Origin of the sequence: Mesorhizobium sp. LNJC391B00 (assembly GCF_000502535.1) — a bacterium.
In the GTDB taxonomy this organism is placed as follows: Bacteria; Pseudomonadota; Alphaproteobacteria; order Rhizobiales; family Rhizobiaceae; genus Mesorhizobium.
Genome location: NZ_AYWI01000007.1, coordinates 186180 through 205061 on the forward strand (window position 1 = coordinate 186180; position 18882 = coordinate 205061).

20 protein-coding genes are annotated in these 18882 nt (G+C 63.8%); 10 read left to right on the top strand and 10 right to left on the bottom strand.

All coding sequences use genetic code 11. The annotated features are described in order from the left end of the window. The 9 genes from doeA to X750_RS145830 form a co-directional block, all read right to left on the bottom strand. On the bottom strand, nt 1-1179 hold the full coding sequence (gene doeA, locus X750_RS145870; RefSeq protein WP_023747987.1) for an ectoine hydrolase DoeA: 1179 nt from the start codon (nt 1177-1179) through the stop codon (nt 1-3). Nucleotides 1180-1217: 38 nt separating this feature from the next. After that, nucleotides 1218-2210 carry a cyclodeaminase gene (locus X750_RS145865; RefSeq protein ID WP_023747988.1) on the bottom strand — a complete coding sequence of 331 codons (993 nt, stop codon included), beginning with the start codon at nt 2208-2210 and terminating at the stop codon, nt 1218-1220. A gap of 232 nt (nt 2211-2442) precedes the next feature. Further along, nucleotides 2443-3429, bottom strand: a complete 987-nt coding sequence (eutB, locus tag X750_RS145860; RefSeq protein ID WP_031243113.1) for a hydroxyectoine utilization dehydratase EutB — start codon at nt 3427-3429, stop codon at nt 2443-2445. A gap of 5 nt (nt 3430-3434) precedes the next feature. Next, nucleotides 3435-4214, bottom strand: a complete 780-nt coding sequence (eutA, locus tag X750_RS145855; protein WP_023747990.1) for an ectoine utilization protein EutA — start codon at nt 4212-4214, stop codon at nt 3435-3437. An 8-nt stretch (nt 4215-4222) separates the two neighbouring features. Beyond that, nucleotides 4223-4882, bottom strand: a complete 660-nt coding sequence (gene ehuD / locus X750_RS145850; RefSeq protein ID WP_023686970.1) for an ectoine/hydroxyectoine ABC transporter permease subunit EhuD — start codon at nt 4880-4882, stop codon at nt 4223-4225. Further along, nucleotides 4882-5541 carry an ectoine/hydroxyectoine ABC transporter permease subunit EhuC gene (gene ehuC / locus X750_RS145845; protein WP_023667875.1) on the bottom strand — a complete coding sequence of 220 codons (660 nt, stop codon included), beginning with the start codon at nt 5539-5541 and terminating at the stop codon, nt 4882-4884. The genes ehuD and ehuC overlap by 1 nt, the downstream gene beginning before the upstream one ends. 205 nt (nt 5542-5746) lie before the next feature. Then, nucleotides 5747-6598 (bottom strand): ectoine/hydroxyectoine ABC transporter substrate-binding protein EhuB, encoded by an 852-nt coding sequence (gene ehuB / locus X750_RS145840; RefSeq protein WP_023682674.1) that lies wholly within the window; start codon nt 6596-6598, stop codon nt 5747-5749. Nucleotides 6599-6661: 63 nt separating this feature from the next. Then, nucleotides 6662-7447, bottom strand: a complete 786-nt coding sequence (gene ehuA / locus X750_RS145835; protein ID WP_023682675.1) for an ectoine/hydroxyectoine ABC transporter ATP-binding protein EhuA — start codon at nt 7445-7447, stop codon at nt 6662-6664. A 124-nt stretch (nt 7448-7571) separates the two neighbouring features. Continuing rightward, the gene (locus X750_RS145830) at nt 7572-8957 is read right to left on the bottom strand and encodes a PLP-dependent aminotransferase family protein (protein WP_023682676.1); all 1386 of its coding nucleotides are present in this window, start codon (nt 8955-8957) and stop codon (nt 7572-7574) included. A gap of 82 nt (nt 8958-9039) precedes the next feature. Between X750_RS145830 and X750_RS145825 the strand changes: the two genes are divergently transcribed. The 4 genes from X750_RS145825 to X750_RS145810 all read left to right on the top strand — a co-directional run bounded on the left by X750_RS145825 (nt 9040) and on the right by X750_RS145810 (nt 13673). Beyond that, entirely contained in the window at nt 9040-9528 is a 489-nt protein-coding gene (locus tag X750_RS145825) for an Lrp/AsnC family transcriptional regulator (protein ID WP_023686966.1), read from the top strand. Nucleotides 9529-9657: 129 nt separating this feature from the next. After that, complete coding sequence (locus X750_RS145820; protein WP_023708122.1) at nt 9658-11151, top strand: NAD-dependent succinate-semialdehyde dehydrogenase; 1494 nt, start codon at nt 9658-9660, stop codon at nt 11149-11151. Nucleotides 11152-11181: 30 nt separating this feature from the next. After that, on the top strand, nt 11182-12561 hold the full coding sequence (locus X750_RS145815) for an aspartate aminotransferase family protein (RefSeq protein ID WP_023704759.1): 1380 nt from the start codon (nt 11182-11184) through the stop codon (nt 12559-12561). 8 nt (nt 12562-12569) lie between these two features. Then, on the top strand, nt 12570-13673 hold the full coding sequence (locus tag X750_RS145810) for an alcohol dehydrogenase family protein (RefSeq protein ID WP_023704758.1): 1104 nt from the start codon (nt 12570-12572) through the stop codon (nt 13671-13673). 12 nt (nt 13674-13685) lie between these two features. On the opposite strand, the gene X750_RS1000000164810 is transcribed toward X750_RS145810, so the two are convergent. Further along, the gene (locus X750_RS1000000164810; RefSeq protein ID WP_023692240.1) at nt 13686-13862 is read right to left on the bottom strand and encodes a hypothetical protein; all 177 of its coding nucleotides are present in this window, start codon (nt 13860-13862) and stop codon (nt 13686-13688) included. A gap of 178 nt (nt 13863-14040) precedes the next feature. Between X750_RS1000000164810 and X750_RS145805 the strand changes: the two genes are divergently transcribed. Genes X750_RS145805 through X750_RS145780 form a run of 6 tightly spaced genes read left to right on the top strand, consistent with a single transcriptional unit; the run spans nt 14041 to nt 18867 of the window. Beyond that, nucleotides 14041-14712, top strand: coding sequence for an amino acid ABC transporter permease (locus X750_RS145805; RefSeq protein WP_023695231.1), 672 nt, complete (start codon nt 14041-14043; stop codon nt 14710-14712). Next, nucleotides 14712-15383: an amino acid ABC transporter permease gene (locus X750_RS145800; RefSeq protein WP_023704757.1), complete on the top strand. Its 672-nt coding sequence runs from the start codon at nt 14712-14714 to the stop codon at nt 15381-15383. Before X750_RS145805 ends, X750_RS145800 begins: the two co-directional genes overlap by 1 nt. A 1-nt stretch (nt 15384) precedes the next feature. Continuing rightward, entirely contained in the window at nt 15385-16119 is a 735-nt protein-coding gene (locus X750_RS145795) for an amino acid ABC transporter ATP-binding protein (RefSeq protein ID WP_023699816.1), read from the top strand. Between the two features lie 2 nt (nt 16120-16121). Then, nucleotides 16122-17048 (top strand): isoaspartyl peptidase/L-asparaginase, encoded by a 927-nt coding sequence (locus tag X750_RS145790; protein ID WP_023667864.1) that lies wholly within the window; start codon nt 16122-16124, stop codon nt 17046-17048. 11 nt (nt 17049-17059) lie between these two features. After that, nucleotides 17060-17851, top strand: coding sequence for a transporter substrate-binding domain-containing protein (locus tag X750_RS145785; protein WP_023704756.1), 792 nt, complete (start codon nt 17060-17062; stop codon nt 17849-17851). Further along, entirely contained in the window at nt 17845-18867 is a 1023-nt protein-coding gene (locus tag X750_RS145780; RefSeq protein ID WP_023740577.1) for a LacI family DNA-binding transcriptional regulator, read from the top strand. Before X750_RS145785 ends, X750_RS145780 begins: the two co-directional genes overlap by 7 nt. The last annotated feature ends 15 nt before the right edge of the window (nt 18868-18882 follow it).

The following is an 18882-nucleotide window of genomic DNA, read 5'->3' on the forward strand; positions in this document are numbered from 1 at the left end:
TCAATTCTTCACCACCAGTTTGCGCGGTACATTGGCCAGGCACTCTACACCGGTTTCGGTGATCAGGATGGATTCGGTGATTTCCAGTCCCATCGTCTCCAGCCACAGGCCGGTCATGAAATGGAAGGTCATGCCGGGCTTGAGTTCGGTGCGGTCGCCGGGGCGCAGGCTCATGGTGCGTTCGCCCCAATCCGGCGGATAGGACAGGCCGATGGAGTAGCCGGTGCGGTTGTCCTTGACGATGCCATATTTCTTCAACACGGCGAAAAAGGCGTTGGCGATGTCCTCACAGGCATTGCCGGGCTTTGCCGCCGCCAGCCCCGCCTCCATGCCTTCCAGTGTCGCCTTCTCGGCATCGAGGAATTCCTGTGTCGGCTTGCCGAGAAAGACGGTGCGCGACAGCGGGCAATGGTAGCGGTTGTAGCAGCCGGCGATCTCGAAGAAGGTGCCCTCGCCCGACTTCATCGGCTGGTCGTCCCAGGTGAGATGCGGCGCCGAGGCGTCGGCGCCCGACGGCAGCAGCGGCACGATCGCCGGATAGTCGCCGCCGACGCCATCGACACCGCGCGTGCCGGCATCGTAGATCTCAGCGACCAGATCGCATTTGCGCATGCCTACTTCGATCTTGTCGACGATGCGCTGGTGCATGGCTTCGACGATCCGAGCCGCCTTGCGCATATAGTCGATTTCAGTCGGGCTCTTCACCGCGCGCTGCCAATTGACCAGCGCTGTCGCGTCGACGAAGCGGGCGTTGGGCAGGTGCTTCTGCAACGCGGCGAAGGCGGCAGCCGAGAACCAGTAATTGTCCATCTCGACGCCGACGGTCAGCTTGCCCCAGCCGCGATCACTAAGCACGCTTGCCAAAAAATCCATCGGGTGGCGCTCGGTCGACTGCACGTAGTGGTCGGCATAGCCGACGATGTTGTCATGCGCGAGATAGGCGGTGCGCTTGGCGCCATTGGCATCCTGGCCGCGGCCGTACCAGACCGGCTCGCCCGATGGTGGCACGATCACCGCCTGATGCACATAGAACGACCAGCCATCATAGCCGGTCAGCCAGGCCATGTTGGATGGGTCGCTGACAACAAGCAGATCGACGTCTTTCACCTCCATGGCTTTTCGCGTCTTGGCGAGGCGATCCGCAAATTCGCCACGCGAGAATTTCAGGTTCGGTTGCATTGTTCTTGGTCCTCGTTTGTTGGGCCTTGCGGCCAGCATCAGCTTTCAAAAATGGTTCCGGCATTGGCCGCCCGCGCCCGGTTGCGAGCGAGCGTGGCGATCGCCGTATCCTGCACGCCGGTGCCGGTGAGGTCGGCGATGGTGATGTCGCTGGGTGAGCGCCTTCCGTGCCGTTCGCCGGCGATGATCTGGCCGAGTTCGGTGACCGCGGCATCGGGTCCCATCACGCCCGATGCGATGGCGTGATGCAGTTCTCCCAGACGCCGTGTCTGCTTGGCGCTGTCGGCGACATAGAGATCGGCCATGCGCAGGATCGCCGGCGCGATCTCGTTCTTGTGTTCGGCATCCGCGCCCATGGCGGTGATGTGCTGCCCGGCAACGACAAAGCCGGCCTTGATCAGCGGCTCGGTCGACGGCGTGGAGGTGACGATGATGTCGGCGCCGATGGTTGCTTTGGCTGCATCCGGCTCGGCGCGCACGAGAATGCCGAGCTTTTCGCGCAGCGCGCCTGCGGCCGTCTCCGCCTTGACCGCATCGCGCGCCCAGATACGTGCCTCGGCGATCGGCCGCACCAACATGAGTGCTTCGAGTTGCAGCCCGGCTTGCACGCCGGCGCCGAAGATTGCGGCGACGGACGAATCCGGCCGCGACAGATGCTTCGCCGCGACGGCGCCGGCAGCAGCGGTGCGGACATCTGTGAGATAGCCATTGTCGAGCAGCAGCGCCTCGACCACACCGGTTCTTGCCGAGAGCAACACCATCATGCCGCCCCCGCTGGGCAGACCGAGCTTCGGATTGTCGAAGAAGCCCGAGCTAATTTTGACGGCGAAACCTTCTATTCCTGGCACATAGGCGGACTTCACATCCACCTCGCCGCGCTGCTCGTGAATGTCCAACCGCAGAATCGGCGGCATCGCCACCGGCAATGTGGCGAGCGCGCGGAAAGCGTTTTCGACGCAGGCGACCGCGTCGAGATCGAGCGGCACGATTGTGCGCAGTTCCTTCTCGGTGAGGATGGTCATCGGACTCATGTGTCGCGCTCCGTACTAGCGCGCACCACGAAGGATAGTGTTCCGTCACACCCCCCTCTGGCCTGCCGGCCATCTCCCCCGCAAGGGGGGAGATTGGACTGCACTCCTGCCTTCGCCAATCTCCAGCGCAGCAAGAATAGCGACCGCATCGAAGCTGCCGATCTCCCCCCTTGCGGGGGAGATGTCCGGCAGGACAGAGGGGGGTGGGCGGGAATTCGGCGTGGGAGAGTTTTCATGCCGCGCGCTCCGCGATTGCGTCACCGCAGACGATCTTGCGATGCGTGTTCATGTCGATATTGCGGCCCGAGAGAAGAACGACCACCGGCCCGGTCGCCCTGACCTTGCCGACGAGTAGCGCAGCGATGCCGACCGCTCCGGCGCCTTCGACGATCTCGCGCTCCTGTTCATAGGCATGGCGGATGCCGGCGGCGATCTCGTCCTCGCTGAGCAGGATGACGTCGTCGAGCAGATCGCGGCACATGGCGAAGGTCAGCCGGTTGCCGAGACCGATGCCGCCGCCGAGCGAATCCGCCAGCGTCGGCAGTTCTTCCACCTCGACCGGGCGACCGGCATCCAGGCTCGCCTTCATCGCAGCACCACGCGCCATCGAAACGCCGATGATTTTTGTCCCGGGGCTGACGCCCTTGACGGCGGCGGCGATGCCCGAGGCGAGTCCACCACCGGAGAGTTGCACCAGGACGAGAGCGGCATCCGGGACCTGCTCGATCATCTCCAGTCCGAGCGTGCCTTGCCCGGCGATGATGGCCGGGTGGTCGAAGGGCGGCAGCATCACCAGTCCCTCCTGCGCCACCAGCCGTTCGACCTCCTGCTGCGCCTCGTCCTGACTGTTGCCGATGATGCGGACATCCGCGCCAAGCCGACGGATTTCGTCGAGCTTGTTGCCCGGCACCAGTCGCGACATGCAGATCACCGCACGCATGCCTTCGAGCTTCGCAGCATGGGCCAGCGCACGGCCATGATTGCCGGTCGACGCCGCGACCACGCCGCGCGCCTTCTCCTCGGCGCTCAGCGAAGCAACGGCATTCGAGGCGCCGCGCAGCTTGAAGCTGCCGGTGGTCTGGCGGTGTTCAAGCTTGAGGTGGACGGGGATGCCCAGTCGTTCGGAAAGGCTGTGAGATAACCCTGTCGGCGTGCGTTCGATTTTGCCGGCAACTCGCTCCCGGGCGGCACGAATATCGTTAAGGGTGACTGTCGTCATGATCGTCAATCGCGCGGCAAAGGCAGCGTCATCAGACGGCCAAATTCGGGATGCGACGTCCCGTCGCCACACAACCGCAAACAATTCCAGGCGCTGGCCTGATTGCTGGTGACGACCGGGCGGTCGATCGCCTGTTCCATGCCGGGAACCGCGAGCGCTCCGCGCAATGCGGTGCAGGACACGAACAGTGCATCGGCCTGCGCATGCGTCGCCTCACGAGCCAGGTCGACGATCGCTGCCGGCGCAATGCGCGCCATCTCGCGATCGTCCTCGAAACCGAGACAGGTGAAGCTGAGGATATCGAAGCCACGTGCGGCGAAGTAAGCCGCCATCGGCCTGGAGGTTTGGACGGTGTAGGGGGTGAGGATGCTGATCTTTTTCGCGCCCAGCACCTGCAGCCCGCGCAGGCCGGCCATCGGCGGCGTGACCACAGGAACACCCGGCTTGGCAGACTGGATTGCGGCCTCGATTTCAGCGTCGCCAATCACCACCGAGGCCGAGGTGCAGGAGTAGCAGATCGCGTCGAGGTTTTCGTCGGGCAGGATCAGCGCCGCGCCCGCCGCAAGCTCCGGCTGCATCTTGCGCAAATTCTCCGGCGTAGTTGGATTCTTGTAGGGAATGCGCGCGACATAGACGCCGACCCGCTCGCTCGCCACCATGCGGCGAAAGTCCGGCTCGCTGGTGTGGTCGGTGGCAAGGATGATCAGGCCGACGCGCTTTTCCAGCGGACGCGCGTCGAGCGCCGGCATTGTCGGCGTCAGCCTGATTTTGGGCAGCGGTTTCATCTTGAGAATTACCTTTCGATCTTGCCGTAGCGATGTTCCAGCCAGCGCAGCAGCACGACCGAGAAGAGGCTGATGACGAGGAAGAAAGCGCCGACCAGCGTGATCGGCTCAATGTAGCGATAGTAGGTGTTGGCGACGCTCTTTGCCTGGTTCATCAGCTCCAGCACGGTGATCGCCGACAGCAGCGGCGTCTCCTTGAACATGGCGATGAAATAGTTGGCCAAAGCCGGGATCATCGGTGGGATCGCTTGCGGAATGATGATGTTGGTCCAGGTCTGCGTGGCGCTCAGATTGCAGGCCTTGGCCGCCTCCCACTGGCCGCGCGGCACGTTGTCGATACCGGCGCGATAGACTTCCGCCGTGTAGGTGCCGTAGTGCAAGCCGAGCCCGATGACGCCGGCGACCAGCGGCGGCAACAGGATGCCGAAATCCGGCAGGACATAGAAGATGAAATAAAGTTGCACCAGAAGTGGCGTGCCGCGGATGAATTCGGCCGCCCAGCCGACGGTGCGCGACAGGACCTTGTTGGGCGAGCGTCGCGCCAGCGCGATGCCCAGACCCACGATAGCGGCCAGCACGGAGCCGAGCAGCGTTGCCAGGATGGTGATCTTCACGCCCTGGATCAGCGTCGGCAGGATCTCCCAGACGAAGTTCCAGTCCCAATCCATCAGACGCGCACCCCGTCGAGGCCGCGCGCCATGCGGCGTTCCAATGAACGCACGCCCCAGGAGATGATCAGCGCCAGGGCGAAATAGATGATCAGGATGGTGGTGAACGGCGCCAGCGTGTTGCCGGTCTGCGAGCGCACGACCTGCGCCTGAAAGGTGAGATCGGCGAGCGAGATCAGCGACACCACGGAGGTCGCCTTGAGCAGCTCGATGGCGTTGTTGCCGAAGGTCGGCAGCATGACCAGCAGCGCCTGCGGCAGGATGACATGGCGCATACCTTGCCAGCGGCCGAGGTTGAGCGCGATGCAGGCTTCATATTGTTCGCGGCCGACCGACTGGATGGCGCCGCGTACCACCTCGGCCGCATAGGCGCCGACATTGAGGCCCAGCGCCAGCACACCCGCCTGCAGCGGGGTCAGTTCGAGGCCGATCAACGGCAACACGAAATAGGCAAAGAACAGCTGCACGAAGATCGAGGTGCCGCGGAAGAATTCTATATAGGCGGTTGCAAGCCAACGCAGCGCGAAGAAGCGCGACACGCGGCCCATGCCGGCGAGGAAGGCCATGATCAGGGCGAGCACCGACCCCATCAGCGTCAGCTCGATGGTGACAAGCGCTCCCTGCAATATCAGGCCGAGGTAGCCGGACCACTGGGTCATTCGGGTTCCAACGTTGGCGGTTAGCTTCCTTCTCCCCGTTCACGGAGAGAAGATGCCAGTCCACCCTCCGAAGCTGCAGCGCAGCTGCTGCGGAGGACGGGCAGGCAGATGAGGGGCAGCGCTAAATTCTCAGAACCTGGCGCCGCCCCTCATCCGGCCCTTCGGGCCACCTTCTCCCCGTGAACAGGGAGAAGGCAAAACGGCGCTATTTCGCCGCGCAGAGCTTGTCCCGCGTGGTCGACATCGCGGCTGCGGCCGAGAAGCCGTAGGGCTCGATGATCTTGGCGAACTCGCCGGATTTCTTCAGCTTGGCGAGCTCGACATCGAAGGCGTCGCGCAGGGCCTCATCGCCTTTCTTGAAGGCGGCGCCGTCGCAATAGACCGGCGCGCCGACCACCGGGGCGATGACTTCGAGGTTCGGATCGTTGGCTTTCTTGACGAGGTCGTTTATCGACAGGACGGGCAGCGAATAGGCGTCGATGCGGCCGTCCTGCAGCATCTTCAGGCCGCTCTGGCCGTCCGGCACGACGATGACGCGCTCGCGCGGCACGCCGGCGTTGAGCGCCAGCTTCTCCTCGGTGCCGCCACCGGGCGCGCCGATGGTGGCTGACGTGTCCTTGGCGACGTCCTCGTAGCTCTTGAAGCCCTTCGGATTGCCCTTCTTCACCAGCATCGCCTCGGCGTCGCACAGCACCGGCTCGGAATAGACGACCGCCGCGCAACGCTCCGGCTTCATGAACAGGCCGGCGGTGACGACGTCGAAGCGGCCGGCCTGCAGGCCGGGGATCATCGCGCCATATTCGGAGATCGAAGCGACGATGTCGGCAACACCGAGACGCTTGAAGACCTCGCGCGCCACGTCGGGCGCCGCACCCGAAACTTTGCCGTCGGCGGCGACCGCCGTATAGGGCGGCTCGTTGGCGATCGCGACGCGGGCAAAGCCCTGCGCCTTCAATTGCTCGAGCTTGCTGTCATCGGCCGAACCGGTGCTCGACGCGGCGAGCACCGCCGTCAGTGCGAGACCGGCGACGCCGGCCAGAATGCCAAGTTTCTTCATTGTTCCCAACTCCTTGTTGTCTTCTTGGTTTTGTCTGGGGCGGTCTTCCGCCCCGCAAAGCGGTCAGACACGATGTCCGGCTGCGATGATCTTCTTCAGGAAGCCTTGCGTGCGCTCCTGCTTTGGATGGCGGAAAATCTCGTCTGGTTTGCCCTCTTCGACGATCTTGCCGCGGTCGAAGAACAGCACGCGGTCGGCGAAGTCGTGGGCAAAGCCCATCTCGTGGGTGACCAGCAGCATGGTCATGTCGGTCTCTGCGGCGAGCTTGCGCATGACATTCATCACCTCCTCGACCAGCTCCGGATCGAGGGCCGACGTCACCTCGTCGAACAGCATGATCTTCGGCGACAATGCCAGCGCACGGGCAATCGCCACGCGCTGCTTCTGGCCGCCGGACAGCTGCGCCGGCATCGACTTCGCCTTGTCGGCCATGCCGACCATGTCGAGCAGTTCCATGGCCCGCTTTTCAGCGGCGGCGCGAGGCGTGCCCTTGGTCAGCATCGGCGCCAGCGTGACGTTATCCATGACGCATTTGTGCGGAAACAGATTGAACAGCTGGAAGACCATGCCGATCTTCTGCCGCATCTTGGTCAGGTGCCGCTCGTCGGCGGGCAGCAGCTGGCCGTTGCGCTCCATGTGATAGAGCTGCTCGCCATCGATCTGGATATGGCCGCCGTCGATCTTCTCCAGCGTCATCAGGATTCGCAGGATCGTCGTCTTGCCCGAGCCGGACGGGCCGATCAGCGCCAGCTTCTCGCCGGGCATGACCTGCATCGACAGGCCGTCCAGTACCTTGAACGAGCCGAAGCTCTTCGAAATGGCGTCGACCTTGATGATGGGTGAGGACAAATGAATTTCCCCTGCTGGAGAAGCCTGTGCCCTTAACGATGCGGAACGCGCCAAATCATGTCAATTGGGAAAATAAAATCATGACAATATTTCCGGCACTGCATGATTCCAGAGCAATTCCCGCTTAGATTGCGAGCAGCAGATGCTCCGGATCGCCAAGCAGCAACTTGGTGACAACGCCGAGGCCGGCGCGCAGTTCCCCCTCGGTGGTCGAGCCGAGCGAGATGCGCACCGCCGGATGCCAGGGCGCATCCGAGATGCGGAAGGAGGTGCCGGGCGCGATCGCCACGCCTTGCAGGCGGGCCTGGGCGACGAAGCTTTCCTCGGCACGGTCCGCGGGCAGTTGCAACCAGACATGCAGCCCGTCGCGCCTGGCGCGATAACCAACCCCGCCCAGCACCTCGGCTGCGATGTCCTGGCGGCGGCGCAATGCCGCGCGCTGCCAGCGAACGAGTTCCATCGCCGTGCCGTCGGTCACCCATTTGGTGGCGATCTCGGCCACCAGCGGCGTCGCCATCCAGTTCGACACCAGATGCCGGTTGGCAACGGCGGCGACATAGCGGTCGGGCGCCGCGAGATAGCCGATGCGCAGGCCAGGTACGGTGATCTTGGTGAAGGAAGTGACGTAGAGCGTGCGCTCCGGCGCAAAGGCGGCGACCGGCGGCGGCCGGTCCTCGATCAGCGGACCCAGCACATCGTTCTCGATGATGGCGATGTCGTGCTTGCGCGCGACCGCGGCGATCTCTTCGCGCCGCCGAGCGTCCATCAGCGTCGCCGTCGGGTTGATCACCGACGGTTGCACGAATACCGCGCGAATGTCGGTGAGCCGGCAGACCTCGTCCAACGCCTCCGGGATCAGGCCATTGCCGTCGATCGGCAGGCCTTCCAGGTTGAAGCCGAGATAGCGCGCCAGCGGCACCAGCGTGTGGTGGCCGATGGCCTCGGTGGCGACAGTCGATCCCGGCGGCGCAACGCTCATCAGCGCCACGGTCATCCCGGCGGTCGCGCCATTGGTCAGGCTGATATTCTGTGCGGAGGTGTCGAGCCCACACAGTTTCAGCCATTCGACAGCCACCGCGCGGTGACGCGGGAACACCATGTTGGGCCGGAACGACAACGCCGAACTGGATGGCAGGTTTTCGGCCAGCCAGCCCAGCGCCTGCTTCAGCCGCTCCAAATGCATCGGCTCGCAGACCGGCTTCAGGATTGACAGATCGATGACCTCGCCGAGGCGCTCCGGCAGATAGGGCGGCTCCGGGTCGCGGCGCTGCGTCTGGACAAAGCTGCCACGGCCGATCTCGCCCGAAATCAGGCCGCGCCGGATCAGTTCTTCGTAGGCGCGGCTGACCGTCTGCACCGACAGTTTTAAATCGTCTGCCAGCCTTCGATGCGTTGGAAGCCGCGCGCCGTTGGCCAGCCGCCCGTCATGAATGGCGCGGGCGAACTGGTCGGCCAGCGTTTGATAGGCTGGCCGGCGGATGAGCGCAGGGTCGGGTTGCCATGATGTCATGACTTAATAGAGATCGAAATCAGTGCAATTGACAATCGAAATAATGCGCCGTCATGGTGATGCCGACAAAAAGCGGACGCCGATGACATCGAAACTCGACGCGGTCGACCTCAGGATACTCGACGCCATCCAGCGCGACGGGCGCATCACCAAGCTGGCGCTGGCCGAACAGGTCGGGCTGTCGCCGACGCCGTGCTGGATGCGGCTGCGCAAGCTGGAGAAGGCAGGCATCGTCTCGGGCTACCACGCCAGGATCGCCATGCGCGTGGTGGCGCCGGTCGCCACCGTGTTGATGGAGGTGACGCTGGCCAGCCATCGCCAGGCCGATTTCGACCGCTTCGAACGCGTCATCCGCGACATCCCCGAAATCGTCGCCTGCTGGTCGGTGGGCGGCGGCGTCGACTATGTGGTCAAGGTGATGACGCGCGACATCGACGCCTATCAGCGGCTGGTCGACGACCTGCTGGAGCGCGAGATCGGCATCGACCGCTACTTCACCTACATCGTCACCAAGACGGTGAAGGACGAAATCGTGCTGCCGATAGCCGACCTGCTGCCGGCGTCGGCATAAGCCCGGAGAGAATGTCTGTCGGGACGGCACAATAGAGAGAGTCTCTCTCCTTCAGGGCGTCGAAACAGTCTCTCTGTCTGCATGTGACGGATAGTCTTCCCGCATCGTCCGAACCGGGAGGCCTCGACCATGTCCGCGCATTTTGCCCGCTCGCATCGCCATGAGGCGCTCGACCGCCTCTCCGACCGCCGGCTGCTGCGCGAGCTTGCCTATGTCGATGGGCATTGGACCGCGAGCGAAGCGGCCGAAAGCTTTGAAGTCACCGATCCGGCCACAGGCGCGACGGTCGCGTTTGTCGCCGCGCTCGATGCGCAGCAAACGACAAGGGCAATCGGTGCCGCCGCGCGTGCCTTCCCGGCTTGGCGGTCACTGCTGCCGCAGGAGCGGTCGAGAATTCTGCGAAAATGGTTCGAGCTGATCATCGCGGCGAAAGACGACCTTGCCCTGCTGATGACTTTGGAACAAGGCAAGCCGCTGCAGGAATCGCTCGGCGAAATCGACTATGCCGCCTCTTTCGTCGAATGGTATGCCGAAGAGGCAAAGCGCCTCAACGCCGAGAGCGTCACCAGCCATCTGCCGAATGCCGAGATGATGGTGAGGCGCGAGCCGCTCGGCGTTGTCGGCGTCGTCACGCCCTGGAATTTTCCGGCGGCGATGCTGACCCGCAAGGCGGCCGCCGCACTCGCCGCCGGCTGCACCATCGTCGCACACCCGTCCTCGGAGACGCCGCTGTCGGCGCTGGCGCTGGCTGAACTCGGCGAGCGCGCCGGCCTGCCCGCCGGTGTCTTCAACGTCATCACCGGCAAGGCAGCGACGATCGTCGGGCGCATGTGCGAAGACCCGCGCGTCCGCGCCATGAGTTTTACCGGCTCGACGGAGATCGGCCGGTTGATCGCCGCACAGTGTGCTCCGACGATGAAGCGGCTGGTGATGGAGCTTGGCGGCCATGCGCCGCTGATCGTCTTTGCCGACGCCGATGTCGACAACGCAGTGAGCATTGCCATCGATGCCAAGTTTGCAACGTCAGGCCAGGACTGCCTTGCCGCCAACCGCATCTATGTCCAGCGCCCGATCTACGATCGCTTCTGCGCCGCCTTTGCCGAGCGCATCGAGGCGCTGCGGACCGGCAATGGGCTTGTCGAAAAGATCGATATCGGACCGCTGATGCATGAGCGCGCCGTGACCAAGGTCGAGGAACAGGTCGCCGATGCCGTCGCCCATGGCGCGCGCTGCCTCACCGGCGGCAAGCGACATCAGGCCGGGCCGCTGTTCTATCAGCCGACGTTGCTGGTCGATGTCACTGATGAGGCGCTGATCATGCGCGAGGAGACTTTCGGGCCGGTCGCCGCCGTCACGCCGTTCGACAGTGAGGACGAAGTGACCGCCCGCGCCAACGCCACCGAATACGGCCTCGTCGCCTATGTCGTTACCGAGAACGGCGCCCGCCAGCAGCGCCTGGGCCGCGCGCTCGACTACGGCATGGTCGCCATCAACCGCGTCAAGATCACCGGCGCGCCGATCCCCTTCGGCGGCGTCAAGCAGTCCGGCATCGGGCGCGAAGGCTCGCGCCACGGGCTCGAAGCTTTCACCGATCTCAAATATCTCTGTTTAGATGTGGCTTAGGCCTCACCCGGATTTCTCAAGGAGTCAAAAATGCTCGACCAATCCAACGAACTCAACGCTTGGGATCGCGACCATTTCTTCCATCCCTCGACCCATATGGGCACACACGCACGCGGAGAATCGCCCACGCGTATCATGGCCGGCGGTGAAGGCGTCACCGTCTGGGACAACAATGGCAAGAAGAGTATCGATGCCTTTGCCGGGCTCTATTGCGTCAATGTCGGCTATGGCCGCCAGAAGATCGCTGACGCCATCGCCACCCAGGCGAAGAACCTCGCCTACTATCACGCCTATGTCGGCCACGGCACCGAGGCGTCGATCACGCTGGCCAAGATGATCATCGACCGCGCGCCGAAGGGCATGTCGAGGGTCTATTTCGGCCTCTCCGGTTCCGACGCTAACGAAACCAACATCAAGCTGATCTGGTACTACAACAATGTGCTGGGCCGGCCGGAGAAGAAGAAGATCATCTCGCGCTGGCGCGGCTATCACGGCTCGGGCGTGATGACGGGATCACTGACCGGGCTCGACCTGTTCCACAATGCCTTCGACCTGCCGCGCGCACCGGTCCTGCACACCGAGGCGCCCTATTATTTCCGCCGCGCCGACCGCTCGATGAGCGAGGAGCAGTTCTCGCAGCATTGCGCCGACAAGCTTGAGGAGATGATCCTGGCAGAAGGTCCCGAAACCGTCGCCGCTTTCATCGGCGAGCCGATTCTCGGCACTGGCGGCATCGTGCCGCCGCCGGCCGGCTACTGGGAGAAGATCCAGGCGGTGCTGAAGAAGTATGACGTGCTGCTGGTCGCCGACGAGGTGGTGACGGGCTTCGGCCGTCTGGGCACCATGTTCGGCTCCGACCATTACGGCATCAAGCCAGACCTCATCACCATCGCCAAGGGGCTGACCTCGGCCTATGCGCCGCTGTCGGGCGTCATCGTCGCCGACAAGATGTGGCAGGTGCTGGTGCAGGGCTCCGACAAGCTCGGTTCGCTCGGCCATGGCTGGACTTATGCGGCGCATCCGATCTGCGTCGCCGCAGGTGTCGCCAATCTCGAACTGATCGACGAGATGGACCTGGTGACAAACGCCGATGAGACGGGCGCCTATTTCCGCGCCGAACTGGCCAAGGCCGTCGGCGGTCACAGACATGTCGGCGACGTGCGCGGCGATGGCATGCTGGCGGCAGTCGAATTTGTCGCCGACAAGGACGACCGGGTGTTCTTCGACGCCTCGCTCAAGATCGGGCCCCAAGTGGCGACAGCACTTGCCGCCAGCGGCGTCATCGGCCGCGCCATGCCGCAGGGCGACATACTAGGCTTCGCGCCGCCGCTCTGCCTGACGCGTGAGGAAGCCGACATCGTCGTTTCGAAAACCGCCGATGCCGTCAACAGCGTGTTTTCCAATCTCTGAGATCGACCATGAATGCCATCACCAAGACCCTCCCCGCCACCATGGCCGCCGTGCTGCTCACCGGGCATGGCGGACCGGAAAAGCTCGTCTATCGCAGCGATGTGAAAGTGCCTGTGCCTGCCGCCGGCGAGGTGCTGGTTAAGGTCAGCGCTTGCGGTATGAACAACACCGATGTCTGGGTACGCCAGGGCGCCTATGGCACGGAGGAGGACGCTGCCGCCGTGTCGACGTGGCGGCGGCAAGGCAACACGCTTACCTTCCCGCGCATCCAGGGCACCGACACGGTCGGCACCATCGCTGCCGTCGGCGAAGGCGTTTCCCCGGGCCGTATCGGCGAACGGGTAATGGTCGATTTTTCGATCTACAACCGCGACGACGATTCCCTCGCCGACATCGACTATATGGGCCACGGTCGCGATGGCGGGTATGCCGAGTACCAGACAGTGCCGGCCGAGAACGCTCATGTCGTCGACACCGGGATGAGCGACATCGAACTCGCCACTTTCTGCTGCGCCTACCTCACCGGCGAGCAGATGCTGGAACGCGCCGGGCTGAAAGCCGGCGAGCGCGTGCTGGTCACGGGCGCCTCAGGCGGCGTCGGTTCCGGCATCGTGCAGCTGGCGCGGGCGCGCGGCGCCATTCCCTACGCCGTCGTCGGCAAGGGCAAGGAGCAGGCGGTGCGCGACATCGGCGCCGAAGCGGTTATTACCCGTGGGGTTGCCGATCTTCCCGCCGCCGTGAATGAAGCCACTGGCGGCCAGCCGATCGATGTGGTCGCCGATCTCGTCGGCGGCGCGATCTTCAACGACCTCTTGCGCATCCTGAGGCCCGAAGGCCGCTACACCACCGCCGGCGCGATTGCCGGTCCGGTTGTGCAGCTCGATCTCCGGACCATGTATCTGAAGCAGCTGCAACTGCACGGATCGAGCCAGGGGACGCGCGCCGACTTCCGCCGCATCGTTGGATACATCGAAGCGAAGAAAATCCGGCCGCTGGTCGGCGGTGTCTACAAACTGTCCGATTTCCACAAGGCGCAGGCCGACTTCATCGCCAAGGATTTCGTCGGCAAGCTGGTGGTTGTGCCGGACGCCATGTGGAACATCCGCGCATAACGGCTCCCAACGTCAGAGCGCGTCGTAAACGGCATCAATCAACACCTTGCGGCGTGGATCGACGTCGTCGAAACCCAGCATGCGGTTGGTGACGTAGCCGAATCCGACACCGGCGCCGGGATCGGCAAAATCGAGGGCGCCGCCCCCAGCCGCCATGGCCGAGGGATTGCGGCGACGCGCGGCTGGCATAGGCGGCGTCCTCGAGCTGAAAGCCGGCGGCGAATTGCCGGCGCTTGAGACATAGCGCGCATGAGGCGAACCGGAATCATCGCAACGAATGCAAGCCACAGGCCGGCAACCAGACCCTGCATCTTGACAGACGAGGCGAAAGCCAAAAGAGTGAAACCGGTTTCACTGGGGATCGCCGGTGCATTTCGATCTGTCCATTCTGCTCCCGCATCTGGGTTTTCTGGCGCGCGGCGCCGAACTTACGGCGGCGGCTTGCGCGCTGTCGCTGGTGGGAAGCGTCGTCATGGGCGCGTTGGTGGCGATCGCACGCACCTCCGCCTCGGCACTGCTTCGACGGATCGCCTTCGTCTACGTCGATCTCTTCCGCAATGTGCCGTTCATCGTCCAGCTGTTCTTCTTCTATTACGGCCTGCCCGAGCTCGGCATTTACATCGACGCCTTCACCACCGGCGTCGTGGCGCTTTCCATTGCCGGCGGCGCCTATGCCTCCGACATCATTCGAGCCGGCATCCTCGCCATCGACCAGGGCATCATCGACGCCGCTGAAGTGAGCGGCCTGTCCAGGCGCAAGATCTTTACCCGCATCGTGCTGCCGATTGCGCTGCGCACCTCCGTGCGACCGCTCGGATCCGTGCTCATCAACATGATCCTTACGTCCTCGATCCTCTCGACCATCACGCTCAACGAGCTCACCGGCTCAGCCCAGATCGTGGTCTCGCAGACCTATCGGCCCTTCGAGGTCTATGTGGTGCTGCTCTGTGCCTATGCGGCCCTGACTTATCTGGTTTCGCTGGGCGTCACCCTGCTCCACCGCCATCTCAATCGGGACATGATGGAGGCGGTCGGCTGATGCGGTTCAGCGATTTCACCTCCTACGACCTGATCCTGCTGGCGCAAGGTCTCGGCACCAACGTCGCGCTGTTTCTCGTCACCTCTCTGATCGGACTGCTGATTGGCCTGAGCTGGGCGCTGGTGCGGTTCTACCGTGTGCCGGTTCTGGCCCAGGTCGTCACCTTCCTGTCGGAGCTGTTGAAGAACTCGCCGGTGTTGGTGCAGCTGTTCCTGGTGTTCTTCGGCCTGCCGGCGCTGTTGCATATAAGGGTGACGCCGGTCACCGCAGCGACCATCACTCTGTCGGCGAACACCGCGGCATTCGTCTATGTCATCGCGGTCTCGGCGATCGAGTCGATCGAACGCGAGCAGGTCGAGGCCGCGCGTGTCTTCGGCCTGACCCGGTGGCAGGTCCTGCGCCATATCGTTTCGCCCCAGGCTGCCGCCTTCGCGGTCGGCCCGCTCGTCGCGCTGCTGGTCAACCAGCTTCAGGTGACGTCGCTGATTTCTGTCATCGGCGTCGTCGACCTGACCAAGATTGGCCACATCCTCAACATGCGAACCTTGAAGCCGTTCGTGGTCTGGACCGTCGTCGGGCTGCTCTACTATGGCGCGGCAAAGCTGGTCGCCCTGCTTGGCGAGCGTCTTGAAAACCGCCTGCGGGCGCACAGCGCCTGGCGGGGGCTTTAACATGCTCAAGATCGAAAACGTGCACAAAGCGTTCGGCGAGGTCACTGTGCTGGACGGCGTCGACCTGACGATCGCGCCCGGCGAAGTGGTCTCGATCCTCGGGTCGTCGGGGTCCGGCAAGTCGACACTGATCCGTTGCATCAACGGCCTCGAAAAGCTGAAGTCGGGCCGCATCACGGTCGACGATTTCGATGTCAGCAAGCCGAAGGAGCTGGCCGAGGCGCGCAAGCGCTCAGGCACCGTCTTCCAGCTGTTCAACCTCTATCCGCATATGAGCGCGCTTCAGAACATTACGCTCGCCCCGATCGAGGTGCTGAAGATGCCGCGCCCTGAGGCCGAGGCGCTGGCGCGCAAGCTGCTCGAGTCCGTCGGCCTCGCCGATCGGGCCAACGCCTACCCGGCGCAGTTGTCGGGCGGGCAGCGCCAGCGTGTCGGCATCTGCCGGGCGCTCGCCATGCAGCCGCGCTATCTGCTGCTCGATGAAGTGACCAGCGCGCTCGACCCGGAAATGACTTCCGAGGTGCTGGCCATCCTGGCAAAGCTCGCCGCGCAAGGCACGACGATGCTGTTCGTCACCCACGAGATCGAATTCGCGCGCGAGATTTCCAACCGCATCGTCTTCCTCGACAAGGGCAGGCTGGTGGTCGATCTGCCAACGGATCGTTTCTTCGCCGCGGACGGCGGCCGGGCGCAGCCGCGGGTTGCGCAGTTTCTCTCCAAGATGCGCAAGGACTAGGAATGCTGCTGTTAGCCAACAACGAAGCATGGCCGGGATTCGAAACCTCGGTGCAAATGCTGCGCGATGGCGCCGTCAGCCTGGACGCGATGGTTGCCGGCATCGGCATGGTGGAGAAAGAGGTCAAGGTTCGCAGCGTCGGTTATGGCGGCTGGCCGAACATGCTGGGCGAGATGGAGTTCGACGCCGGCGTCATGGACGGCAATACAAGAGAGGTCGGTTCAGTCGGCGCCGTGCCAAGGACCTTGGCGGTCGCTGCCCTGGCGCAGCAGGTAATGAAGCGCCTGCCGCATGTGATGCTGACCGGCGAAGGGGCGCGGCGCTTTGCCAGCGAAATCGGTTTTGCCGAAGACGAAGTCTTGTTCGAGGACAGCAAGCGCGTCTGGTGGGAGCGGCTGCAACAGGAACTCACACCGCAACAGCTGGCGAAATTCCCCGATATCGATCTGGCGCCGCTCAGCCGTACTATCACCGATCCCGAGCGGGTCCGCGACACCACCGTGTTCCTGTCGGCGGATGCGCGGCGCGGCGTCCATGCCGCGAGTTCGACCTCGGGCTGGGCGTGGAAATATCCGGGCCGGCTCGGCGATTCTCCCATTCCCGGCGCAGGCTTTTACGCCGACAGCCGCTATGGCGCGGCGGCGTGCACCCATACCGGCGAGATGACGATGCGCTGCGCCACCGCACGGACCGTCGTGCTGGCCATGAAGCTTGGCCGATCCCTGTCGGATGCGGTCGCGCTGGCGGTCGAGGAACTGGCTGAACTCGACACCGGCTTCCTGGCCGGAGTGGTCATCCACGCCGTCGACGCCGAGCAGAACCACGAGGTGGTGAATTTCAGATGCGAGGGCGAGGTCCGCTACTGGCTCTGGAAGGATTCCATGCCCGCACCCGAATTGCGGGCAGCAAAACGTGTCACTAGAAAATAAGGAGAGGAACCATGAAAACCGTAGTGCGTGCCTTCGCCGCGCTGGCCATCGTGGCCGGTTCGGCTTTTCCGGCCCTTGCCGGCATGATTGACGACATCCGCTCACGCGGCACCATTCGCATCGGCGTATCGCTCGGCGGCGAGCCGATCGGCTTTCGCGATGCACAAAACAACCCTGTCGGCTACGATGTCGATGTCGCGACGCTGCTGGCGCAAAAGCTCGGGGTGCCGGTCGAGTTCGTCGACGTCTCGGGCGATGCCCGTATTTCCATGCTGGTGTCGGGACAGATCGATGTCGCGGTCGCAAACACCTCGGCAACGCTCGAGCGGGCCAAGACCGTCAACTTCACCATCCCCTACAACCGGGCCGGGCTGCGCGTCATCGTCCAGAAGGATGCCGGGATAACCGACCTCAAGGGGCTCGCCGGCAAGAAGGTTGTCGTCGGCCGCGGCACCACGGGCGAAACCTTCCTCAAGGCGGCCGTGCCGGAAGCAGAGCTCGTCTATGTCGACCAGTTCGCGCCCGACGGGGTTCTGCAGCTGCAACAGAAGCGCGTCGATGCGGCGATCGAGGATTCCTCGCTGCTCGATTACCTCGCGACCAAGACACCGAGCCTGGTGACGCTGCCTGGCCTCTATTCCAACGATCCGATCGGCATCGCGGTCGCCAAGGGCGATCCCGAATTCGTCCGCTGGCTCGACATGTTCGTGTCCGACTTCATCCAGTCGGGCACCTATGAGACGACCTACAAGAAGTGGTGGGGGCCGGACTCCAACCCGCCGGCGCTCAACCCGCTGTGGTGACACCCACTACCGGTAACCGATCGGCGCACACTCGAGGCGCCGTCGCAACGATCGCCGATGTCGCGCGGCTGGCAGGCGTGTCGCGTGCCGCGGCCAGCCGTGCGCTGTCGAGCGGACCGCGACCGGTCTCGGCGGACAAACGCGAACGTGTCGTGCAGGCCGCCGCGCAGCTCGGCTACAAACCCAATCTCCTGGCGCAAAGCCTGACCACCAAGACCGTCAATCTGGTTGCCGTCGTGGTCAACCACATTCACGACCTTTCAGATCTCGACCTGTTCGACCGGCTGCTCGACGCAATCCAGTCGATCGGCAAGCAGGTCATCCTCATCCGCATCGGCTCGGCGGAAGGGGTCGAGGATTTTCTGCGCAACGGCGTTGCCTATCATGTCGATGCCGCCGTGGTGTTCTCCGACTTTGCCGATGCAGCGACGGTGCGGCGCATGTTTCGCTCGGACCTGGTCATCATGCTGAACGGACTGCATGACGATCTGTCACCCACCGTCATTCCCGATGAAGGCGTCGGCATCGCCGAGGCCGTGGCGGATGCGGCGGCCAAGCGCGTGCGCACGGCCAGCCTGCTGACCGGCCGTTCGTCCTCGCGCGTCGAACAGCTGCGCATCGGCCACTACCTCGGAGCGTTCCGGCATCATGGAATTGAACTGCTGCAGACGATCCAGGGAGACTATTCCTACGAGTCGGGTCATGCGGCGGCAGTCGGCCTGACGGAACGCGGCTGTCCAGATGCGGTCTTTTGTACGTCCGACGCGATGGCCATGGGTGTTCTGGATGTCTGCCGGGCGGATTTCCCCGACAACCGGCCCAGCCGCTTCCGCCTCTATGGCTTCGACAATGTGTCCCTGACCAATTTCTACGCCTACCCGATATCGTCAATCGGCTACGACAAATCAGACTATGTGGGTCATATCGTTGGCGCCCTCTCCAATCCGCAGGTCTTCATGCCCGGCCAGCCGCCTGTCGTTATATTGACCCGGCTGATTTCGCGCTTGACCGCGTAACTAGCGCCGATGTTG

Excerpts from the sequence above, each read along its gene's own strand:
- X750_RS145865 (WP_023747988.1), bottom strand. The coding sequence starts at position 2,210 with ATGAGTCCGATGACCATCCTCACCGAGAAGGAACTGCGCACAATCGTG.
- ehuD (WP_023686970.1), bottom strand. The coding sequence starts at position 4,882 with ATGGATTGGGACTGGAACTTCGTCTGGGAGATCCTGCCGACGCTGATC.
- X750_RS145815 (WP_023704759.1), top strand. The coding sequence starts at position 11,182 with ATGCTCGACCAATCCAACGAACTCAACGCTTGGGATCGCGACCATTTC.
- X750_RS145785 (WP_023704756.1), top strand. The coding sequence starts at position 17,060 with ATGAAAACCGTAGTGCGTGCCTTCGCCGCGCTGGCCATCGTGGCCGGT.
- X750_RS145820 (WP_023708122.1), top strand. The coding sequence starts at position 9,658 with ATGTCCGCGCATTTTGCCCGCTCGCATCGCCATGAGGCGCTCGACCGC.
- ehuC (WP_023667875.1), bottom strand. The coding sequence starts at position 5,541 with ATGACCCAGTGGTCCGGCTACCTCGGCCTGATATTGCAGGGAGCGCTT.
- X750_RS1000000164810 (WP_023692240.1), bottom strand. The coding sequence starts at position 13,862 with ATGCCAGCCGCGCGTCGCCGCAATCCCTCGGCCATGGCGGCTGGGGGC.
- ehuB (WP_023682674.1), bottom strand. The coding sequence starts at position 6,598 with ATGAAGAAACTTGGCATTCTGGCCGGCGTCGCCGGTCTCGCACTGACG.
- X750_RS145800 (WP_023704757.1), top strand. The coding sequence starts at position 14,712 with ATGCGGTTCAGCGATTTCACCTCCTACGACCTGATCCTGCTGGCGCAA.
- X750_RS145830 (WP_023682676.1), bottom strand. The coding sequence starts at position 8,957 with ATGACATCATGGCAACCCGACCCTGCGCTCATCCGCCGGCCAGCCTAT.
- eutA (WP_023747990.1), bottom strand. The coding sequence starts at position 4,214 with ATGAAACCGCTGCCCAAAATCAGGCTGACGCCGACAATGCCGGCGCTC.
- X750_RS145810 (WP_023704758.1), top strand. The coding sequence starts at position 12,570 with ATGAATGCCATCACCAAGACCCTCCCCGCCACCATGGCCGCCGTGCTG.
- X750_RS145790 (WP_023667864.1), top strand. The coding sequence starts at position 16,122 with ATGCTGCTGTTAGCCAACAACGAAGCATGGCCGGGATTCGAAACCTCG.
- eutB (WP_031243113.1), bottom strand. The coding sequence starts at position 3,429 with ATGACGACAGTCACCCTTAACGATATTCGTGCCGCCCGGGAGCGAGTT.
- doeA (WP_023747987.1), bottom strand. The coding sequence starts at position 1,179 with ATGCAACCGAACCTGAAATTCTCGCGTGGCGAATTTGCGGATCGCCTC.
- X750_RS145795 (WP_023699816.1), top strand. The coding sequence starts at position 15,385 with ATGCTCAAGATCGAAAACGTGCACAAAGCGTTCGGCGAGGTCACTGTG.
- X750_RS145825 (WP_023686966.1), top strand. The coding sequence starts at position 9,040 with ATGACATCGAAACTCGACGCGGTCGACCTCAGGATACTCGACGCCATC.